This is a genomic window from Pseudomonas kitaguniensis (assembly GCF_009296165.1).
Classification (GTDB): domain Bacteria; phylum Pseudomonadota; class Gammaproteobacteria; order Pseudomonadales; family Pseudomonadaceae; genus Aquipseudomonas; species Aquipseudomonas kitaguniensis.
Genome location: NZ_VUAZ01000068.1, coordinates 54,093 through 72,229, shown reverse-complemented (window position 1 = coordinate 72,229; position 18,137 = coordinate 54,093). Strand labels below are relative to the sequence as shown.

Sequence of the window (18,137 nt, the reverse complement as noted above, 5' to 3'; positions counted from 1 at the left end):
TTTTTGCACGAGGGCATAGGCTTCGGGTACTTTCAGTGGTTTCTCATCGCAAGCCCTTTTCAGCGCATCGATCAAACGGGTCAATCCCCAGTTGATCCGGTTCTCGCCCCCTGTCGACATGGTGAGCCCTTGGCTATCAGGTTTGAACTCGCCTATTTCCTTGAACTCGGTGCCAACCCCTTGCATGTAGTAGCGGTAAAAACCGTCCTGCTCAGCGGCCTCGCTGTCATCCCTACCCACACTGGCGTGGTACAGGCGAGCCACATTGGTCGTGGTTGAAGGCAATGCGAGGCTGTCTGACGGTTCATGGTTGTTGGTGCCGTCAAAGCAAAGCGTGATTGTCACAATCTGCATGCAAGGCGGGCCCGGATACACCAATCCAGCTGCACGGTGTTCGTCCATCGACTGTTGTTCAAAAGGATCGTAGGCCACCTGTTGCGTTCGATAATTACGCAATACATCCCCAGATGTTTGCGGCAACAGCCCACCCATTTCGAAATCGGGAGTCGGGCTGAGAAATTCCGCAGCAGGCTTTTTGGGGCTTGGAGTCATGGCTTCGGACATGTGGCTGGCTCATCCATTTTTTTAGGGAAGTGGAACGGATAATCAGAACGGCCGGGATAAGTAGTGCCCGCTGATACAGCAACTTGGTTGCAGGGTAAGAAATGCACGTTCACCAAGCCCAAGTCTTCATATGGCGCCACAGCCACAACCGCACGATGGCGCGTGTATTTGGCCGCGTGCTGCTTGTAAGCAGCTCGGTAGCCATCTGTCCCAAGCGGAGGCCAATTGGCTGAAGCATGCGGATTGGGGTCTTTCACCCACTCAACCACCACCGTCAAACCGGGATGCCACTTCACCGGAAGCGGCGCGCAGCACATTTGCCCGCCCCCGTATCCGTAAGGAGCCAAATTCGGGCCGCCATTACCATTCACCGAGAACCGGTTAATCGCCGCCGAGGTATGGCTATAGCCCTCGATAGGCGTGCCTAATCGTTCAGGCTGGGGCTGCGCGCAACCCAGCAGCGACATGCCGCTCATTAACAGCACAAGGAATAAACGGCTCATAAAAGGGTGTCGTGACGCGTCAGCGTCAGTGGAAGATTTTCGCTCAGCACGCTGGCAATAAAATCTTCGTGATGCAGCTTGTCCAACTTCTTGCGACTGATCTGCAGATGGGCTGTGATCAGGCAGCGAAGCATGGCCTCGCGTGAAGTGAACCCATGTTCATTAGGCGTTTTTTCATAGTCGTTTAACCCCTGAATCGCGGCGCCCACCGCTTGCAAGTGCGAAGCTTGCTCATCGGTCAGGCTCATCAATACATCCAGATGATCAAGCTGTGCGCTGCGCGCCTCTGCCATCAAATGGTTCAGCCAATCCTTAGCGGTCGGTAACATGACCCTTCCTTTAAGCACAAAAAGAGGGAGCAAGACGCGATGTACAAGCCTTAGCCTGCGCGAGCTCAAATTTCGGAGCACGCTACCAATAAGGAAAAAAATTTGATGTAGGATGCTTCCCAAGTACCTGTGGTATTCGTTGTATAGATCGAATACTCGCTGTATCGCTGGAAGGCAGTTAAGTTGCGAGCAACGCCAAGCCCTGAAGTAAGTCTATTTCAGCGTCTGGCTAAACTTAATATTCCCAAACATACCTCACCTCCTCCAGCGTCACCCCGCCACGCACCAGCGTGCGGCGGCTGCCAGATTGTTCTTTTCCTCCGAACGCCTGATAAAAGCGGATAGCTCTTTGATTCTCGGCTAACACCCATAACGTAATATTTTTATAACCCTGATCAAGCAAACGCGTTAAACCTGACGTCCACAATTGGGCGCCGATACCCTTACCCCAATAGTCTGCCAACAGGTAAATAGCCATGACCTCCCCCGTTTCGACTGTGGGTTTATCTTCATCACGGCAAGGCCCAACCGACACCCAGCCAACAATATTTCCATCGACTTCTGCGACTAATATGTCAGCGTCCTTGCGTTCAATTGAAGCAACCCAATGAGCTTCTCTTTTAGGCAGCGTCGCCGTCAGCGAGGCTAAAAAATCAGCCGGCATGAGATCAAGATAAGCGTGTTGCCAGCTACTGACATGAACCTGAGCGATGCGCTTCGCATCCCCAGGCTGTGCATCACGGATCATTATTCAAACCCTCATCGGTGCGCGGTCTTAAACAACGCTTTTGCTTTTGCTGCGGGGCAGCGGCCGTGTTCCAAACTATTCAACAAGATTGACTCATTGATGACAGTCGCTGCCGCTGCACCGCCAAGGCCGTCACCTCAACGCAAGCACCAAGCGCTCAAGCCCGATGCCAAAACCGGCACCTTCGCGGTAGGCACCGCCGCCAACCACTTGCTGCTGCGCGCCTAAGGAGGGGCAGCGCACCTCAAAGCCGTTGCCTTCGAGGTAATAACTCAGCCCACGCTTCACCGCCAGATTGAGTTCATAGTCGAGACCCAGCGTATCCAAAAACCCGGTACACAGCGCCTGACTGCGCAGCAACGCGAGTGCGGGTTCAGGGCTGAGAATCTCGAGCCCCAGTTGGGTGAATTCACGATAGCGACCGGTTTGCGGGCGCTCGTACCGGTAACACCGCGCCACGTAGAAAAACACTGCTTCGCGCCGCCCATCGAGCAGTTGCGCATTACGCTCCTGGAACAACGCGGTGGCCTCCGGGATCAGGCAACATTTGCGCCCGGCCTTGTCATCAAAGGCCCACATTTGCCCGATGATTTCACTGCCACCGGCCTTTTCGATAAACGTGTCCTGGCCCCACAACGCGGGCACGATGGCTTCTTCAGCGCCCGCTTCGATGAAGATAACCCCGAAAACGGCCCTCTACTTCGCGCATCGCTGCAGCTTCTTTGCCGGTCACAATTCGGGTACCACGTAGCATTGTCATGTGTTGAATCTCCATTTTTTACAGGTCATAAAAAAGGCGCCATAGGCGCCTTGGGATGGGTTCAGTGAGTGATCAGCGAGGCTGTTCAATCAGTGAGCGCAAGCAACCACGGCACCTTGGGCAAGGTCCGTGGGGGTGATGGCGGTTGCTGTGCGAAAATTCAGTCATGGGCGATATTTGCACAGCCGCCAGAAAAGTTACAAGCGGGTTCACGCCAGCAATTGCGTAATCCACCGCGCTTGCCGGGCCACTTCCTGCACCTTTTGTTCAGGCACTGCGTATCGGGCCTGCTCAAAGCTGGCCAGGGTCTTGTGCTTCTGGCGCAGCATGCGTTGCCACTTGGCCAGAAATTGCGGGGTGCGCGCCTGCATCTGCAGCGGGCCGAAGTACAGTTGTTCGGCGGTGTAGGTCACAGGCGCCGCGCGCTCGGCGACGATAATCTCGTAGTAGAACCGGTTTTCCTGCAGCAGCTCTTCGCGCAGGATCTGGTAGCCGTTGCCCATCAGCCATTCACGTAACGGTTGCTCGCCGCCGTTGGGTTGCAGGATCAAACGCTCCTGGCCGCTGAGGTGCGCCTTGCCGCTGTCGAGAATCTCGCGGATTGTCTCGCCACCCATGCCGCACAGGCTGATCGCCGTGATCGCATCGCACGGCGTGATCGCCGCCAAACCATTTGCCAGGCGCACACTGATGTGCGACTCCAGACCGTTGTCGCGCACCGTACGCTGGGCCGCGTGAAAAGGCGTGGTCGCCACCTCCCCCGCCACCGCCGCCGCGATCACGCCGCGACGCATCAACGCTACCGGCAGGTAGCCGTGGTCCGAGCCGATGTCGGCCAGGCGCGCGCCGGCGGGCACGTTTGCCGCCACGCGCTCCAGGCGCAGGGAAAGTGTGTGTTGGTTCAACGCTTGTTCCTTATCACCACGAAGTTATTCACCCGAAAAACGATCCCGGCTGTTGGTCAGGTGCAACACCATTGCTGCCCGCGCCGCATCCGGGTCCTGGCGTTTGATTGCATTAAAGATCGCCTCATGCTCCAGGTTCGCCAACTGCCCCAGTTTGGCAAAGTCGGCACCGCCACGCTCGACACCCTTGACCTGCGTGCGCGGAATCATTGCGTTGCCCAGGTGCAGCATGATGTCGGTGAAAAAGGTATTGCCGGTGGCCTCGGCGATCAGTTGGTGAAAGCGTTTGTCCTCTTCCACGCAACTGTCGTTGTTGGCCAGCGAGGCCTGGTAGTCGCTCAGCGCCGCGCGCATACGTGCAAGCTGCTCATCACTCCTGCGCAGGGCGGCCAGCGCCACGGCCTGCACCTCCAGGCCCAGGCGCAACTCAAGCACGCTGCGCACACTGGCAACCGTGTCCACATGCAAGCGCAGCCCGGTCTGCGGCTGCGGCTCCAATACGAAGGTGCCAATGCCGTGGCGCGTCTCCACCAACGCTGACGCCTGCAGCTTGGAGATGGCTTCGCGGACCACGGTGCGGCTCACGCCGTGCTCACGCACGATGGTGGATTCCGACGGCAGCTTTTCGCCGGGCTTGATTTGCCCGAGCAGGATGCACTGGGTCAGCGCCTCAACCACGCCTTGGGCGAGGTTGCTGGAGCGTTTACGCACAGGGTTTGCGTTTTCAATGGGCATCGTTGCGGGTCCACGCGGTTGGGCAGGAGCGAGCTTAACACCCCACCCGGTGGCAAGGCCTGGGGGGATTCAAAAAGCCTTAACTTGTATGACAAGTGGATTTTATTGTAGGTAACCTGGTGAACGTCACGCTAACGCATCCTCGTACGAAAACCACCTCGACGCGTGCTTTAAACCCAATAAAACCCGGTACATAACCAGAATACCTGATGCAGATGCGGCCTTATAAGCATAAAAATACGCTACACAGGATTGCGGATCCGAGAAATCCACTTGTATGATGTCATTCAACAAAACAGCAAAAACCCGCATAAAAATAATCAAGGGGAGTTTTGAATTGTGAACAATTCAAACCATGTATCTGCAGCTCCAGAAAGTGATTCGGTGCTCGCGCGTGCCGTGAGCAAAGTGAAGGGCCATGTGCTCCCACTGTTCGTGGTCATGTTTATCCTCAACTACATCGACCGGGTCAATATCGGCTTTGTGCGTACACACATGGAGCATGACCTCGGCATCGGCGCTGCGGCCTATGGTTTCGGTGCCGGGCTGTTCTTCATCGGCTACGCGCTGTTCGAAGTGCCCTCCAACATGCTGCTGCAAAAGGTCGGTGCGCGAATCTGGCTGACCCGCATCATGTTTACCTGGGGCATCGTCGCCACGATGATGGCGTTCATCCAGAACGAAACCCACTTTTACATCCTGCGTTTTCTGCTCGGCGTGGCCGAAGCCGGGTTCTTTCCTGGGGTGATTTACTACTTCACTCGCTGGCTGCCCGGCGTTGAGCGCGGTAAAGCCATCGCGATCTTCCTCAGCGGCTCGGCGGTTGCGTCACTGATTTCCGGGCCTTTGTCCGGCGCCCTGTTGCAGATCGAAGGGTTCGGCTTCCATGGCTGGCAATGGATGTTCGCCCTCGAAGGGCTGGCCTCCGTGGCACTGGGTTTCTTTGTATGGTTCTGGCTGGACTCCAAACCGCATGACGCCAAATGGCTGACTCGCGAAGAGCAAGACGCACTGGTGGGCGCCATCGACCAGGAACAACGCGAGCGTGAGGCGCTGAGCAGCGTCAAGCCGACGCTGGGCAAGTTGCTCAAAGACCGCCAGATCCTGCTGTTTTGCGCCTTGTACTTCTGCATCCAACTGACGATTTACGCGGCGACCTTTTGGCTGCCGAGCATCATCAAGAAGATGGGCGACCTGAGCGACATACAAGTCGGGTTCTTCAACTCGATACCGTGGCTGATTTCGATCATCGCCATGTACACCTTTGCTTCGCTGTCGGGCAAATTCAAGTTCCAGCAAGCCTGGGTCGCCGCAGCGCTGTTGATCGCCGCAGCGGGCATGTTCATGTCGACCACCGGCGGGCCGGTCTTTGCCTTTGTGGCGATTTGCTTTGCGGCCATCGGGTTCAAATCCGCCTCGTCACTGTTCTGGCCAATCCCGCAGGGCTACCTGGACGCGCGCATCGCCGCCGCAGTGATCGCGTTGATCAACTCCATCGGCAACCTCGGCGGTTTTGTGGCGCCGACCACCTTCGGTTTCCTGGAACAAACCACCGGTTCGATCCAGGGCGGCCTGTATGCGCTGGCGGGCACCTCGGTGCTTGCCGCGATCCTGGTGTTCTTCGCCAAGACGTCACCCTCTGCGGTGCTGGCAGCGCCGAATGCAGTGCCCACAGCCGCCATCAGCAAACCCCTTTAAGCTTTTCAGGAACGAGCCATGAATACCTCCAAATCACCTGTGATTACCGATTTCCACGTCATCCCGGTGGCGGGCCACGACAGCATGCTGCTCAACCTCAGCGGCGCCCATGGGCCGTTTTTTACGCGCAATATCGTGATTCTCAAGGACAACGCCGGCAACACCGGCGTGGGCGAAGTACCCGGTGGCGAACGCATCCGCGAAACCCTGGAAGACGCGCGCAGCCTGGTCATCGGCCAACCTATCGGCCAGTACCAGCGCATCCTCAATCAGATGCGCACTACGTTTGCTGCTCGCGACAGTGCCGGTCGAGGCCTGCAAACCTTTGACCTGCGCATCACCATCCATGCCGTCACCGCCGTGGAAGCCGCACTGCTCGACCTGCTGGGTCAGTTCCTCGAGGTGCCGGTGGCCGCCTTGCTCGGCGAAGGCCAGCAGCGCGATGCGGTAAAAATGCTCGGCTATCTGTTCTACGTCGGTGATCGCACGGCCACTGACTTGGCCTACCGCAACGAGGCTGACGCCGACGATGACTGGTTCCGTTTGCGTCACGAAAAAGCCATGACCGCCGAGGCGGTGGTGCGCTTGGCAGAAGCGGCCAAAGCCAAATACGGCTTCAACGACTTCAAGCTCAAGGGCGGTGTATTGAGTGGCGATGAGGAAATCGAAGCGGTCACGGCACTGGCCGAACGCTTCCCCGATGCGCGCATCACGCTCGACCCGAACGGCGCCTGGTCACTCAAAGAAGCCATCCGCCTGTGCCGCGATCAGCACCATGTGCTGGCCTACGCCGAAGACCCTTGCGGCGCCGAAAACGGCTACTCGGGCCGCGAAGTCATGGCTGAGTTCCGCCGAGCGACAGGCCTTAAAACGGCAACCAATATGATCGCCACCGACTGGCGTGAAATGGGCCATGCGATCCAACTGCAATCAGTCGACATTCCGCTGGCCGATCCGCACTTCTGGACGATGCAGGGCTCGGTGCGGGTTGCGCAGATGTGCAACGACTGGGGTTTGACATGGGGTTCGCACTCCAACAACCACTTTGATATTTCGCTGGCGATGTTCACCCAGGTAGCCGCCGCCGCACCGGGTGACATCACGGCCATCGACACTCATTGGATCTGGCAGGACGGCCAGCGCCTGACCAAGCAACCGCTGAAAATCGAAGGCGGCTACGTGAAGGTGCCTGCCAAGCCTGGCTTGGGCGTGGAGATCGACATGGACGCCGTGGGCAAAGCTCACGAGGTGTACAAAGGCATGGGCTTGGGCGCGCGCGATGACAGCGTGGCCATGCAGTTTTTGATTCCGGGCTGGACATTCAATAACAAGCAGCCCTGCCTGGTGCGTTAAGGGGTGTCAGCCGCAAGGTGCTGAGGCTGTGCCAATAAAAAGCGCCCTTGAGGGGGCGCTTTCAAGATCAGCGTTGGCGGGCTACTGGCCGTTTCGCTCTCGCCATTTTTGAATGTCGGGCGCGGCCATTGGCTGCACAGTCAGCTCCACGCCTAGCGCAAGCATCAGCTTCTGAACCGTCTCATAACGCGTTTTTGCACCGCCTTTCAGGGTTTTATACAAGCTTTCGCGATTAACCCCCGCGGCCTCGGCCACCTTGTTCACGCCCTGCGCCTTGGCGACCTCGGCGAGTGCTTTCATGAGTACCTGCGGGTCTTGCGACTTCATGCTTTGCGCCAGGTAAGCGCTGATGGTTTGCGGGCTGTCGAGGAAGCGTGAAGCTTCATAGACGCGTGTACCGGATGTATCAAGATCGAGGATCGGCATGTCCTCGGGTTTAAATGTCGACTCGCTCATTTCATTGACCTCTCAGGGCATCAAGAATCTCTTTTGCCCGTTGAATTCCTCGCTTCTGGTCGGTCTTGTCACTCCCCCAAAGCATCAGGTAAGCGGTGATACCGGTGCGTACAAAGTAAATTCTGTAGCCTGGCCCGACGAAAACACGCATTTCACTCAGGCCATCGCCTACGGGCTCGCAATCGCCAAAATTGTTTTCTTCGGCACGGTCCAACCGAGCCAGAACCGCTGTTTTCCCCCAAATATCCCTCATACCGTCGAGCCACGTATCAAACTCCGGCGTCCTGCCAATCAAATGGGTCACAACTTCACCTGTAGCCTACTGGCTACCCTTTGCAGATGCTAGTTAAATTTTGATTCCGGTTAGAACCGGAATCAAAACCCTAGCTAACGCCTGCAGGGGCGGCCGTTGAGTACTATTAGCGGTTGTTTCGTATGCGTTTAAAGCGCCGGACCGCGGAGCCTGCATCGCGAGCAAGCCCGCTCCCACATTTTGTGGGTCGGTGCGTGTCAGGGGTTACTGGCTCACGAATGCAAGCACGCGTGCGAGCATCTGGTCGCACGCCGCCAGTTGCTCAAGGCTGATGAACTCGTCCGGCTTGTGGCCCTGCTCCATGCTGCCCGGCCCGCACACTACGCTGGGAATGCCAGCCTGATCAAACAGCCCGCCCTCGGTACCAAAGGCCACGCTGCCGAACGCCTGAGAGCCGGCGCCTACTTTGATGTGCTGCGCTATGCGGATGCGTATATCGAGGCCAACGGTTTGCCGTTTCCCCTGGACCCCGAAGCCTGGGAACTGCTGCCCGACCCGAAGTGCCTGCCGAATCTGGTCAACCGTGCGTCATCGTTTATCTACGGGGTTTGGCACGATGCTAAGTACGTGGCCGACCACATTGTTTTGCAGAGCGAGTACATGTCCTACAACACGCCGTGATCGGTTGAGCTGCCGACGCCGGGAACGACCCGCTGTGCCTGTAAGTCTACCGGTCACTCATCATCGGTAAGGAACAGCGCAATGGATAAGACAATCACGGTAGATCAACTGGCTACCACTGACCTTAGATCCGTCAACGAGATATGGCTCGGCGGTACGCATACCCAACTGTGCCTATGGCGTGGCGAACAGGTCTTCACCCACGAAATGATGAGCGAGGGCACCCACGAGCAAAATATCCGACGCCTGTGCTTGCAGTTGGTCAACCCTGACGATAAGGCCGCAGTGGCCGCCGTTGAGTTGATCGCGCGCGAGCGCCTGGAAAAGCTGGGGAAGCAAGGCGAATTTTATCCGGCTGAGGAGGCTGACACTTACCAATAGTCGCTCTGCGGCGCTGTTAAAAAAAAGGAAGTGCCGGTTAGTCGGGAGAGTTCTCAGTACGTCATATAAGGAGCTATTGCTATGCATTATGGGCGACGATCACCGCGCTCCTAGAGCCTCATCCCCACCGCCAGCCGGTTGAAGGCATTCATCAACGACACGGCCAATGTCAGATCGGAAATCTCGACGTCGGAGAAGTGCGTTTTCAGGGGATCGTACAGCACCTCTGGCGCGCCTTTCTCACTGACGTAGGTGAGTGTTTCAGCCCATGCCAGGGCTGCGCGTTCGCGGTCGTTGAACAGTTCGCTGACTCGCCACCCTGCGAGGCAATCCAGCTTCTCTTGCGCCACCTCACACGCGCGCAGGGTCTGCGAATGCTTGCCCAGACAAAACGAGCAGCCGTTGATCTGCGAAACACGTAAATACACCAGTTCAAGTAATGGCAAGCCCAAGGCGCTAGCGGCCAGTGCGGTGTTGGTGGCGATCAGGCCTTGATAGGCGGCAGGTGACAGAGACGCAAATGGAAGCCTGAGTTGGCTCATGGTGAAACTCCTGTGTGAGAAAAAATGATCAAGCGCGTGAGAGGTTGTTGAACAGCGGCTCTGTTGACAGTGCGGTCCGGGCTTCTTCGACCGCTGCTCGGATGCCTGCCTCACCGAACACCACCCCCTGGAGACAAGTGAACCGCCGATCGAACAGCGGGGCGTGTAATGGCACGGTTGTGGTTAGGCCGTGGGCGTAGTCCGAGCCCAGTGGTGGCAATGGATTAGCGCCCAGGTCGCGCTCAACCAGTTTGAGGTTCGGATAGCGTTGGCGCAGTGACGTCACACGCTCCAGTGCCAACAGATTCGCCTGTGAAACCTGCCCATGCCGGCTGGCGTTGATCAACAGAACATTGTTCATGCCCGTTCCACGCCCCGAAGGCGCTGGGTGAAGTGCATGCCACGGGCCAGTAACCCTTGACGAAAATAGAAGCGTTGGGCCAACGGCATGTGCAGGCCGGTATCCAGTACAAGGTGATCACATTGGCGCTGCACTGCTTCATCGCGCACTGCATTCAACAGCCGCTCTCCCAAGCCGCTGCGCTGTAGAGCTGGGCTCACGACCAGGTCATCGACATAGATGAAACGTCCGTAGAGCAGGTTTTCCAGCTCGCGGCAACCCGCCAGGCCGACGATGCGTTCACCGTCGCAGACTGCGAGCAAACGGTAGCCTTGCTCGGTCTGCCGGGCCAACTGCGCTAAGTAGGCAGCCTGCGTAACGATGTGCGGCCGCAATACACGCATCAGGTCGAAACAGGCACCGAAGGCCTGCTCGCTATCGAGGTATTGAAGTGTGTAAGGCATGTGCGCCGTCCGCTTAAGAGATGACCCACTTTAGAACAGCAATGACTTAAGCTACAGGACCAAAAAGTGCATAAATGACTAGGCCATGATTGTTTCTTTCGAGCTGGACCGCATCCATTCTGCGCCGATCTATCGTCAGCTTTATCAGCGCTTTCGTGAGGCCATCGCTGATGGCCGCCTGCATCCGGGAGATCGGGTGCCTGCCGTTCGCGCATTGGCAGCGGAGCTGAACTTGGCGCGCGGCACCGTTGAAGCGGCTTATCAGTTACTGATTGGCGAGGGCTATCTGACGGCGCGCGGGCAGCCGGGACGACAGTGACACCGCAACTGGCGCCGGTTTCTGCGTCCATACAACCAGCCCGAGTGGCTTCGACGACGTACTCATCCACCCACTTCGGGACGCTGCCGCTAGCCCTGCAAATGGGCCTTCCAGCACTGGATGCATTTCCGCGCAAGCTCTGGACACGACTGGCTGGCCGGCAACTTCGACAGGCGGGCATCGAAGGCCTCATCTACCCGAACGCGCAAGGTTACGCACCGTTGCGAGCAGCCATCGCGTCCTACCTGGGAATTTCCAGGGGAATCATCTGCCACCCGGATCAGATTTTTGTGTGCGCGGGCTATCGCGCCTGCCTCGACCTGATCAGCCACACGCTGATGCAACGAGGCGATACCTGCTGGATGGAAGAGCCCGGCTACTTTATGGCCAGGAACGCCCTGTTAGACGCTGGTGCAGCGTTGGTGCCCGTCCCAGTGGACAAACAGGGCATGGACGTCGCGCAAGGCATCGCCCGCGCCCCAGATGCCCGCTTCGCCCTGGTCACGCCAACCCACCAAAGCCCGCTGGGTATGTCGCTGTCACTGCCGCGCCGGTTGGCACTACTGGAGTGGGCCAACTGCCAAGGGAGCTGGATCATTGAGGACGATTACGACAGTGAATACCGCTACATGGGCAAACCATTGCCCGCCCTGAAGAGCCTCGATCAACAGGGCCGTGTGCTTTATACCGGCACCTTCAGCAAAGTACTGTTTCCAGGCCTGCGTCTGGCCTACTTGGTGGTGCCCGCCGAACACAGCCACGCATTCGCCCGTCAGGCGGATCGTCTGCATAACCACTGCCCGCACCTGCTGCAGGCGACCGTCAGCACATTCCTCAACGAGGGTCACTTCGGGCGGCATTTAAAGAAGATGCGCGGCCTCTACGCGCGCCGCCGTCAATGGCTGATCGATGCGTTGCAGCAACAGTTCGGCGACCGTCTTCAGATAAACCCTCAAGCCGGTGGCATGCACTTGGTCGCAGGCCTTGGTGCAGTGGACGATATAGCGCTTGCCCAGCGTGCCCGTGAGGTGGGGATTGCCGTCGAACCGTTGTCACAGTGGTATCTGGACGCCAAGCCCAGGCACGGTTTGGTTCTTGGATTTACCAATATCGCCAGTGCCTAACAGGCGTCGGCGGTGGCGCGTCGATTGGCTCAAATCTTTTACTGAATTGAGCCATATTCCGATCAGCAGTATCGAGGTGCCATAGGGCCTTCAGTTGTCAGCTTCCACTCACGGTAACGGGCGGGCATGCATCTGAAGCATGGGCGATAGCCTGCCAATCGGGCGGTCTGTTCATCGATAAAAAATACACGATCCTTCACATACCCGCCTTTGCTCAAGGCTCGCAGTGCCGCCGGGCAGTCCAGGCGCCCGTAGATCTTGCCTTTTTTGTGCCCGCCAAACTGTCCCGGCTTGCGACTGAGAACGAGCTTGCCGTGGGCGTCCATGATCTTCCAACGCTTCATTACGCGCTCTACCCCATTCAGTGCCCGCACGCAGAATCAGCCCGTACCCACGGCGCAGCTCATCCGCCAACTTGTGCAGCATGCATGCCCTTCTCACGCTCAATTAACGTGCGCTTACGCTCCACCCCCCAACGGTAGCCAGACAATGATCCGTCACTGCGCACTACGCGATGACACGGAATCGCCACCGCCAGCTTATTGGCCCCGCACGCGTTAGCCACTGCACGGGTGGCGCTGGGCATGCCTATCCTCGCGGCGACCTGGGCATAGGTCTCGGTCGTGCCTGCAGGAATATCCCTGAGCGCCTGCCACACCCGCTCTTGAAACACGGTGCCACGAATATCCAACGGAAGCGCAAGGTCTGTACCCGGCGATTCAACATAGCCGACGACAGTGGCAACCAGCGCCTCGAACTCGACATCGCCACCGATCAGGTTGGCGTTGGGGAACTGGTCCTGAAAACTCTCCACCAGCGCGTTAGGGTCATCGCCCAATAAAATGGCACAAATGCCGCGCGCGCTTCTGGCCACCAGAATCGAGCCCAGCGAGCTTTCGCCCAGTGCGAATTTAATATCCACGTTGGCGCCCCCGGCACGGTACTCGGTAGGCTTCATGCCGAGGATGTTTTGCGACGCTTCATAAAATCGGCTGTTGGAGTTATAGCCAGCCTCATAGAGCGCGTCGGTGATGGTGCCACTGAGCGAAAGCTGGTCTCTGACGTGCGAACGCAATGAAGCTACGCTGTAGGCTTTAGGCGTCAGGCCTGTGAGTTTCTTAAAGACGCGGTGGAAGTGGAAGCTGCTCATGCCCACCTGTTCGGCCAGGTCGCCCAGGTTGAGCACCGTGTCCGATGTATCGATGCGCCTGCACGCTTCGGCGACTGCCGCGGCGTGCTTCTGGGCGACGACCGCGGGGTTGCTGCTGTCGCGTTTGGAGGGGCGAAACCCGGCCCTTTCGGCTTCGGCTGCGGTGTCGAAAAATACGACATTTTCTGGCCGAGGCAGCTTGGTCGGACTGCAGGGCCGGCAATAAACCCCGGTGGTCAGCACTCCGTAGACAAAATCGAGGTTCGCATCAGCCTGGCGGTTTACGAGGATATTCCAGCGCGGATCGTCCTCGGCCCTCAGCAGCGGCTGGGTGGTTTGTTCTTTAAAGCATTCCATGGCAATGCCCCTTCTTCGCAATTTGCACAAGCCTATCGCTTTCGAGCCGCGTTAAAACCCCGAGTCTTGCTTTCAAATTCGCACGCTTGGCCGTCCCATCACTGCGCATCATGGAATATCACCCCAAGGGTAAACCGGTCCCCCGCGCGACCTCGCTCACGCCGTGCCGCGTAAATACGGAGTAGAAGCCTCTGACCCCCTTCACGGGCCTGCGGTTGACGGCAAAAATCACCGCATCGCCCTTGCGCAACGGCACTACGCTGACCCTGGACTGCATGCGAGGTCGCTGTTCGGTGAGCACGAATTCTCCGCCGCTGAATTCGTCATTGGGCTCAGACAGGAGGATAGCCATCTGCACGGGAAACAGAATGTCGCCATACAGGTCGCGGTGCAGGCAATTGTAGTCACCTGCACCGTAGCGCAGCAGCAGTGGCGTGGGGCGCTCTTGCCGGGCGTCGTGGCACTGGCTTAGAAAGTCTTCATGGCGTTCGGGATAAGGAGGTTCGAGGCCAAGCTTAGTGTTCCAATAGTTGGCCAGTGGAACCAACTGCGGGTAAACACAGGATCTCAACGTGGCGATAATCGACGGCAGCGGGTAGGCGAAGTATTTATATTGGCCTGAACCGAAGCCGTGCCTGCTCATATTGATACACGACCGAAAAATATCCGGCTCGCTGTAACTCTCGGTAAGACGCTGGCAAACATCTGAGTCGAGCAGGTTCTGAATAACGGTAAAGCCGCTGTCGTTTAGGCGATGTAGATGCTCGCTCCAGTTTTCGCAAGCGAGCCTTTTTTCCAGTGCCGTGTCGACCATTGGCATTCCCTTCTGGTTTGCATGATTGTCAACATAGCGCAGGCAATCAACGCGAGCCTCCCGTTTGTTGCTATCAAATTAATCCGCTGAACCGCCTCGGCTTTCGAAGGTGAGCACGTCTTCGCAGCCTTCCGCGATACCCCCCATGCGCACGAGGTGCGGGCAGAGGCTACAGCGCTTTGCTCCATTGCCTACGGCTGCGTCGGAATCGGCTGGCTTGTCCGCTTGATTGGGCGTCTCTAAGGTCGCTCGGTCGCTGAAAAATCAGTGATCGGGTGACTGTCTTGGGGATCGAACCCATTACGGCAAGGAGCGCTATGCCTACCGAAATGCTTAAAATAAGTACGCTTGGGGTCAATGGCCGAGATGGCAACGAGGAGCATGCCAAGGCGACAAAGTTGGCACAGGCTGCTTGGGATCGGGCGGTGGCGGCAAACGAACGCAACGATCGGGAAGCTGATGAGCGCTGGGAGAAGGCCCAGAAGCAGGAGGAAGGTGAGCCTAACGGGTACGTTTTTGCGAAGTCTTGCGCACTCCCGGACGGGGTGATGGATCACACAGGGTTTGTGCCTGTGGAGTCATTAGAGCATTACGGCGCCTATGCGGTGCTTGGTTCCGAGGCAGCGATGGCCGCAGGCGCGCAGGCGCTGGAATGGGTTGGAGGGTCTGTCAGTGCATCGGCCCTGACGGCTCGACTCGGGGGCACGCTGGCGGCGGTGTTACCGAGTGGGCTGGCGATCACGGTGGCGGCACTGATCCCGAACACGACTTCGCCGGACAGCGCGTTTTATTCATCCGCGCACTATGCCGAACTGACCAAAGGCAATACCCGCGCTCGGGTGACGCTCAAACAATTGCCAGACGGCTCGGTTGACCTGTACGGGTTCTATACCGGCGGCAAAACGGATTGGCAGAGCGTGCCGGTCATCAAAGCCGAGCCCCGCGGCGACCAGTGGGTCGCGGACATGGGCGACGGTGTTGAAATTATCTGGACGCCGGCTGCTGATCCCAATGCCGTGTTGGGGATTCCTGCGCTCGAGGGTGTGACGCTCAAACCTGCGGTCTGGGTGTATCCGCCCGGCCCCAAAGCAGAGCAGATCCTGATTAACCCGGCGTATCCGCCGGATTATCAGGACGCTATTATCTGGTTTCCCAGCCAACCGACGATTGCGCCAATCTACCTGTCGCTGAGCGTGCGTCGGGGTGAGCCGGGTGTGGTGAGTGGGCTCGGTGAAGACGTACCAGGTGAATGGCTTGATCATGCTAGGTCGGGGCTGGGTGCACCGATTCCGACCAGCATTGCTGATGTACTGCGCGGTCGTAAGTATTCGAGCTTTGATAGTTTTCGAAAAGACCTGTGGAAAGAGGTTTCGAAGAGTCCTGAGTTAGCCGTTCAACTCACTCCACAAAATATTACACGTATGAAAAACGGGTTATCGGCGACCACGCGGCGACAAGATATCGTCGGCAAAAGGCGTGTTTTTGAGCTTCATCACGTTGAGCATATTGCGAATGGTGGCGCTGTTTATGACGTTGACAATTTGCGAGTAAACACACCGAAAAATCATATTGATATGCATCGATAAGGAAACTAATGAAAAAGGCCTTTTCTGAATATACCGAAATCGAATTTATCTCTGAGCTAGATCATTTGATCAACGCCTGTGGCACTGCTTCAGATGACGATCTTGCTGATCTTTTGGAAAAATTCGAAAGCATCACGGGGCATCCAGCAGGATCAGATTTGATTTATTACCCGGAGCCGGGAGCCGACACATCCGCCGGAGGCATCACTAAGACGATCAAGGAATGGCGAGCGGCTAACGGCTTGCCGGGATTTAAAGCGTGAGGTTTCCCTGAGGGCGGGATTTTTTAGTTTTCGCGCGCGGGGAAACTTTGTTATCGCACAGAAAACCCCAGGACAGCACGTAAAGTCCATGGCAAATACCGATTGGTTCCTGGAACTGACATGTCAGGCTGACAAGCGCCGTTTTGTGGCGACGCTCAAGCACAGCATGGAGGCAGGTGGTAAGGCGTCGGAATCGGTTGGAGGGTCTGTCAGTGCATCAGCCCTGACGGCTAGACTCGGGTTAAAGGATGAGAAGCATGAGCGATCCATTCATCAAAAACAGCCTTCCGGATTACACGGAAGAGGAATTCGTTAGCTTCATCGACGAGATTCGAAAAGAGGATAAAGCCTCCACTGATGATCGTGCTGACGAGCTTGTATTGCATCTCAATAAAATCGCTGGCCACCCAGGCGGTATGGATTTGATTTATTACCCCGAGCTGGGAGCAGACACATCGTCTGCAGGGATTGTAAAGACAATCAAAGAATGGCGAGCGGCCCATGGCCTGCCCGGATTCAAAGAGTGATGTTTATCGCAGGCGAAAATTCGACAGAGTTTCGCCTGCGATAACATGGGTCATGGCCTTTTGGGTAATGAGTAAAATGGCCAGACATGGAGGCGGATACAGGAGTGTTGGGCGTGCGCCGCGAGCTTGCCGGATTGATTGGGCGGGTTCCAGGAATTCACATGACAACCATCATGTTGAGCCGATTCCAGAGGGTGGCGAAGTCTACACCGTAGATAAATGTCGAGTTAATACGCAAAAAAACACGTCGACGCACACAAAATATGCGCAAAAAATGAGCGATCCGTTTATTAAAAATAATCTTTCTGATTACACGGAAAAAGAGTTCATCGAGTTCTTGGAGGAGCTTTTCAGGGCGGATGTGGCACCCACTGGTAATCGTGATGATGTGCTGTTGCTGCATCTTGATAAAATCGCTGGTCATCCTGCTAGCTCTGATTTGATTTATTACCCAGAGCCGGGAGCCGATACATCCGCCGAAGGCATCACTAAAACGATCAAGGAATGGCGAGCAGCTAACGGCTTGCCGGGCTTTAAGGAACTTGCAAAAGCATCAAGGCGTTAGAACATGAGCGATGTATCTATTAAAAATAGTCTTCCGGCTTACTCCGAAGAAGAGTTCATAGGTCTTATCGACGAGATTCGCAAAGAAGATAAAGCGCCTACTGATGAACGTGCGGATGAGCTGCTATTCCATTTCAGACAGATTATCGGTCATCCCAGCGGCGCAGATTTGATTTATTACCCGGAGCCCGGAGCCGACACATCCGCCGAAGGCATCACCAAGACGATCAAGGAATGGCGGACGGCGAACGGCTTGCCGGGGTTTAAAGAACGTGCACAATAACTAAAGAGTTAGAATATGAGCGATCCGATTATCAAAAACAGCCTTCCTGATTACTCAGAAAATGAATTCATTGAGTTTTTGGAAGCGCTTTACAGAGCTGATGTAGCACCCACTGGTAATCGTGACGACGAGCTTCTGCACCATTTCAATAAAATTGTCGGCCACCCAAGCCGTATGGATTTGATCTATCACCCTGAGCCGGGAGCCGACACATCCGCCGAAGGCATCACCAAGACGATCAAGGAATGGCGCGCGGCTAACGGCTTGCCGGGATTTAAAGCGTGAGATTTCCCTGGAGGCGATAATTCCTCTGGTTTCGCGCGCGGAGAAATTTTTCCATCACACAGAAAACACCAGGACGACAGGCAAAACCCAAGGCAGATGCAGGAAAATCTTTGCCTACACCGCCTGCACGCAGTCAACTGTGAAGCGCCAACG

The 18,137-nt window shown here is 56.8% G+C and carries 23 protein-coding genes and 4 pseudogenes; 11 read left to right on the top strand and 16 right to left on the bottom strand.

What is annotated here, in order from left to right:
* The 7 genes from F0169_RS13025 to F0169_RS12995 form a co-directional block, all read right to left on the bottom strand.
* On the bottom strand, positions 1–564 hold a 564-nt coding region (locus F0169_RS13025; protein ID WP_172979431.1), incomplete at its 3' end, for a phospholipase effector Tle1 domain-containing protein.
* Positions 549–1,067, bottom strand: a complete 519-nt coding sequence (tli1a, locus tag F0169_RS13020; protein WP_341869099.1) for a Tli1a family immunity protein — start codon at positions 1,065–1,067, stop codon at positions 549–551. The genes tli1a and F0169_RS13025, both read right to left, overlap by 16 nt.
* Positions 1,064–1,396 (bottom strand): hypothetical protein, encoded by a 333-nt coding sequence (locus F0169_RS13015; RefSeq protein WP_206670176.1) that lies wholly within the window; start codon positions 1,394–1,396, stop codon positions 1,064–1,066. Before F0169_RS13015 ends, tli1a begins: the two co-directional genes overlap by 4 nt.
* A 235-nt stretch (positions 1,397–1,631) precedes the next feature.
* A complete protein-coding gene (locus F0169_RS13010) occupies positions 1,632–2,144 on the bottom strand; it encodes a GNAT family N-acetyltransferase (RefSeq protein WP_152746755.1) in 513 nt (170 codons plus the stop codon).
* A gap of 132 nt (positions 2,145–2,276) precedes the next feature.
* Positions 2,277–2,822: an ATP phosphoribosyltransferase regulatory subunit gene (locus F0169_RS13005; RefSeq protein ID WP_172979432.1), complete on the bottom strand. Its 546-nt coding sequence runs from the start codon at positions 2,820–2,822 to the stop codon at positions 2,277–2,279.
* A 291-nt stretch (positions 2,823–3,113) separates the two neighbouring features.
* The gene (locus F0169_RS13000; protein ID WP_152746754.1) at positions 3,114–3,809 is read right to left on the bottom strand and encodes a tRNA (adenine(22)-N(1))-methyltransferase; all 696 of its coding nucleotides are present in this window, start codon (positions 3,807–3,809) and stop codon (positions 3,114–3,116) included.
* A gap of 24 nt (positions 3,810–3,833) precedes the next feature.
* Positions 3,834–4,544 (bottom strand): FadR/GntR family transcriptional regulator, encoded by a 711-nt coding sequence (locus tag F0169_RS12995; protein WP_058411887.1) that lies wholly within the window; start codon positions 4,542–4,544, stop codon positions 3,834–3,836.
* A 339-nt stretch (positions 4,545–4,883) separates the two neighbouring features.
* On the opposite strand from F0169_RS12995, the gene F0169_RS12990 reads away from it, so the two are divergent.
* Positions 4,884–6,242, top strand: coding sequence for an MFS transporter (locus F0169_RS12990; RefSeq protein ID WP_172979429.1), 1,359 nt, complete (start codon positions 4,884–4,886; stop codon positions 6,240–6,242).
* An 18-nt stretch (positions 6,243–6,260) separates the two neighbouring features.
* Entirely contained in the window at positions 6,261–7,595 is a 1,335-nt protein-coding gene (gudD, locus tag F0169_RS12985; RefSeq protein ID WP_152746753.1) for a glucarate dehydratase, read from the top strand.
* Positions 7,596–7,676: 81 nt separating this feature from the next.
* Here the strand turns inward: gudD and F0169_RS12980 are convergent, their stop codons facing one another.
* From F0169_RS12980 to F0169_RS12970, 3 genes and pseudogenes are all read right to left on the bottom strand, one after another.
* On the bottom strand, positions 7,677–8,051 hold the full coding sequence (locus F0169_RS12980; RefSeq protein ID WP_058411890.1) for an addiction module antidote protein: 375 nt from the start codon (positions 8,049–8,051) through the stop codon (positions 7,677–7,679).
* A 1-nt stretch (position 8,052) separates the two neighbouring features.
* Complete coding sequence (locus F0169_RS12975) at positions 8,053–8,355, bottom strand: type II toxin-antitoxin system RelE/ParE family toxin (RefSeq protein ID WP_099235850.1); 303 nt, start codon at positions 8,353–8,355, stop codon at positions 8,053–8,055.
* Between the two features lie 213 nt (positions 8,356–8,568).
* Positions 8,569–8,760 (bottom strand): annotated as a pseudogene (locus tag F0169_RS12970) (M20/M25/M40 family metallo-hydrolase); the annotation flags it as partial.
* A gap of 3 nt (positions 8,761–8,763) precedes the next feature.
* On the opposite strand from F0169_RS12970, the pseudogene F0169_RS12965 reads away from it, so the two are divergent.
* Both F0169_RS12965 and F0169_RS12960 read left to right on the top strand, forming a co-directional pair.
* Positions 8,764–8,985: pseudogene (locus F0169_RS12965) on the top strand (FAD-dependent oxidoreductase); the annotation flags it as partial.
* A gap of 81 nt (positions 8,986–9,066) precedes the next feature.
* Positions 9,067–9,366, top strand: coding sequence for a hypothetical protein (locus F0169_RS12960; RefSeq protein ID WP_058411893.1), 300 nt, complete (start codon positions 9,067–9,069; stop codon positions 9,364–9,366).
* A 110-nt stretch (positions 9,367–9,476) separates the two neighbouring features.
* Here the strand turns inward: F0169_RS12960 and F0169_RS12955 are convergent, their stop codons facing one another.
* Genes F0169_RS12955 through F0169_RS12945 form a run of 3 tightly spaced genes read right to left on the bottom strand, consistent with a single transcriptional unit; the run spans position 9,477 to position 10,712 of the window.
* Positions 9,477–9,908 (bottom strand): carboxymuconolactone decarboxylase family protein, encoded by a 432-nt coding sequence (locus F0169_RS12955; RefSeq protein WP_058411894.1) that lies wholly within the window; start codon positions 9,906–9,908, stop codon positions 9,477–9,479.
* Positions 9,909–9,936: 28 nt separating this feature from the next.
* Positions 9,937–10,269 (bottom strand): hypothetical protein, encoded by a 333-nt coding sequence (locus F0169_RS12950; protein ID WP_152746752.1) that lies wholly within the window; start codon positions 10,267–10,269, stop codon positions 9,937–9,939.
* A complete protein-coding gene (locus tag F0169_RS12945; RefSeq protein WP_152746751.1) occupies positions 10,266–10,712 on the bottom strand; it encodes a GNAT family N-acetyltransferase in 447 nt (148 codons plus the stop codon). Before F0169_RS12945 ends, F0169_RS12950 begins: the two co-directional genes overlap by 4 nt.
* Positions 10,713–10,797: 85 nt before the next feature.
* Between F0169_RS12945 and pdxR the strand changes: the two are divergent.
* Positions 10,798–12,155 (top strand): annotated as a pseudogene (gene pdxR / locus F0169_RS12940) (MocR-like pyridoxine biosynthesis transcription factor PdxR).
* A gap of 62 nt (positions 12,156–12,217) precedes the next feature.
* Here pdxR and F0169_RS12935 read toward each other — a convergent pair.
* From F0169_RS12935 to F0169_RS12925, 3 genes and pseudogenes are all read right to left on the bottom strand, one after another.
* Positions 12,218–12,499, bottom strand: a complete 282-nt coding sequence (locus tag F0169_RS12935; protein ID WP_152746750.1) for an Ada metal-binding domain-containing protein — start codon at positions 12,497–12,499, stop codon at positions 12,218–12,220.
* Positions 12,500–12,558: 59 nt separating this feature from the next.
* Positions 12,559–13,662: a bifunctional DNA-binding transcriptional regulator/O6-methylguanine-DNA methyltransferase Ada gene (gene ada, locus F0169_RS12930; protein ID WP_152746749.1), complete on the bottom strand. Its 1,104-nt coding sequence runs from the start codon at positions 13,660–13,662 to the stop codon at positions 12,559–12,561.
* Positions 13,663–13,760: 98 nt separating this feature from the next.
* Positions 13,761–14,476: pseudogene (locus tag F0169_RS12925) on the bottom strand (2OG-Fe(II) oxygenase).
* A gap of 317 nt (positions 14,477–14,793) precedes the next feature.
* Between F0169_RS12925 and F0169_RS12920 the strand changes: the two are divergent.
* The 6 genes from F0169_RS12920 (at position 14,794) to F0169_RS12895 (ending at position 17,984) form a co-directional block, all read left to right on the top strand.
* Positions 14,794–16,062, top strand: coding sequence for an S-type pyocin domain-containing protein (locus F0169_RS12920; protein ID WP_241679116.1), 1,269 nt, complete (start codon positions 14,794–14,796; stop codon positions 16,060–16,062).
* An 8-nt stretch (positions 16,063–16,070) separates the two neighbouring features.
* Positions 16,071–16,325: a bacteriocin immunity protein gene (locus F0169_RS12915; RefSeq protein WP_152746748.1), complete on the top strand. Its 255-nt coding sequence runs from the start codon at positions 16,071–16,073 to the stop codon at positions 16,323–16,325.
* 257 nt (positions 16,326–16,582) lie between these two features.
* Entirely contained in the window at positions 16,583–16,852 is a 270-nt protein-coding gene (locus tag F0169_RS12910; RefSeq protein WP_058411902.1) for a bacteriocin immunity protein, read from the top strand.
* Entirely contained in the window at positions 16,827–17,417 is a 591-nt protein-coding gene (locus F0169_RS28165) for a bacteriocin immunity protein (protein ID WP_341869098.1), read from the top strand. The genes F0169_RS12910 and F0169_RS28165 overlap by 26 nt, the downstream gene beginning before the upstream one ends.
* 3 nt (positions 17,418–17,420) lie before the next feature.
* Complete coding sequence (locus tag F0169_RS12900; RefSeq protein WP_152746747.1) at positions 17,421–17,699, top strand: bacteriocin immunity protein; 279 nt, start codon at positions 17,421–17,423, stop codon at positions 17,697–17,699.
* A 15-nt stretch (positions 17,700–17,714) separates the two neighbouring features.
* Entirely contained in the window at positions 17,715–17,984 is a 270-nt protein-coding gene (locus F0169_RS12895; RefSeq protein WP_122250602.1) for a bacteriocin immunity protein, read from the top strand.
* Positions 17,985–18,137: the final 153 nt, after the last annotated feature.

Excerpts from the sequence above, each read along its gene's own strand:
- tli1a (WP_341869099.1), bottom strand. The coding sequence starts at position 1,067 with ATGAGCCGTTTATTCCTTGTGCTGTTAATGAGCGGCATGTCGCTGCTG.
- F0169_RS13015 (WP_206670176.1), bottom strand. The coding sequence starts at position 1,396 with ATGTTACCGACCGCTAAGGATTGGCTGAACCATTTGATGGCAGAGGCG.
- F0169_RS13010 (WP_152746755.1), bottom strand. The coding sequence starts at position 2,144 with ATGATCCGTGATGCACAGCCTGGGGATGCGAAGCGCATCGCTCAGGTT.
- F0169_RS12995 (WP_058411887.1), bottom strand. The coding sequence starts at position 4,544 with ATGCCCATTGAAAACGCAAACCCTGTGCGTAAACGCTCCAGCAACCTC.
- gudD (WP_152746753.1), top strand. The coding sequence starts at position 6,261 with ATGAATACCTCCAAATCACCTGTGATTACCGATTTCCACGTCATCCCG.
- F0169_RS12980 (WP_058411890.1), bottom strand. The coding sequence starts at position 8,051 with ATGAGCGAGTCGACATTTAAACCCGAGGACATGCCGATCCTCGATCTT.
- F0169_RS12960 (WP_058411893.1), top strand. The coding sequence starts at position 9,067 with ATGGATAAGACAATCACGGTAGATCAACTGGCTACCACTGACCTTAGA.
- F0169_RS12955 (WP_058411894.1), bottom strand. The coding sequence starts at position 9,908 with ATGAGCCAACTCAGGCTTCCATTTGCGTCTCTGTCACCTGCCGCCTAT.
- F0169_RS12950 (WP_152746752.1), bottom strand. The coding sequence starts at position 10,269 with ATGAACAATGTTCTGTTGATCAACGCCAGCCGGCATGGGCAGGTTTCA.
- F0169_RS12945 (WP_152746751.1), bottom strand. The coding sequence starts at position 10,712 with ATGCCTTACACACTTCAATACCTCGATAGCGAGCAGGCCTTCGGTGCC.
- F0169_RS12935 (WP_152746750.1), bottom strand. The coding sequence starts at position 12,499 with ATGAAGCGTTGGAAGATCATGGACGCCCACGGCAAGCTCGTTCTCAGT.
- ada (WP_152746749.1), bottom strand. The coding sequence starts at position 13,662 with ATGGAATGCTTTAAAGAACAAACCACCCAGCCGCTGCTGAGGGCCGAG.
- F0169_RS12920 (WP_241679116.1), top strand. The coding sequence starts at position 14,794 with ATGCCTACCGAAATGCTTAAAATAAGTACGCTTGGGGTCAATGGCCGA.
- F0169_RS12915 (WP_152746748.1), top strand. The coding sequence starts at position 16,071 with ATGAAAAAGGCCTTTTCTGAATATACCGAAATCGAATTTATCTCTGAG.
- F0169_RS12910 (WP_058411902.1), top strand. The coding sequence starts at position 16,583 with ATGAGCGATCCATTCATCAAAAACAGCCTTCCGGATTACACGGAAGAG.
- F0169_RS28165 (WP_341869098.1), top strand. The coding sequence starts at position 16,827 with ATGGCCTGCCCGGATTCAAAGAGTGATGTTTATCGCAGGCGAAAATTC.
- F0169_RS12900 (WP_152746747.1), top strand. The coding sequence starts at position 17,421 with ATGAGCGATGTATCTATTAAAAATAGTCTTCCGGCTTACTCCGAAGAA.
- F0169_RS12895 (WP_122250602.1), top strand. The coding sequence starts at position 17,715 with ATGAGCGATCCGATTATCAAAAACAGCCTTCCTGATTACTCAGAAAAT.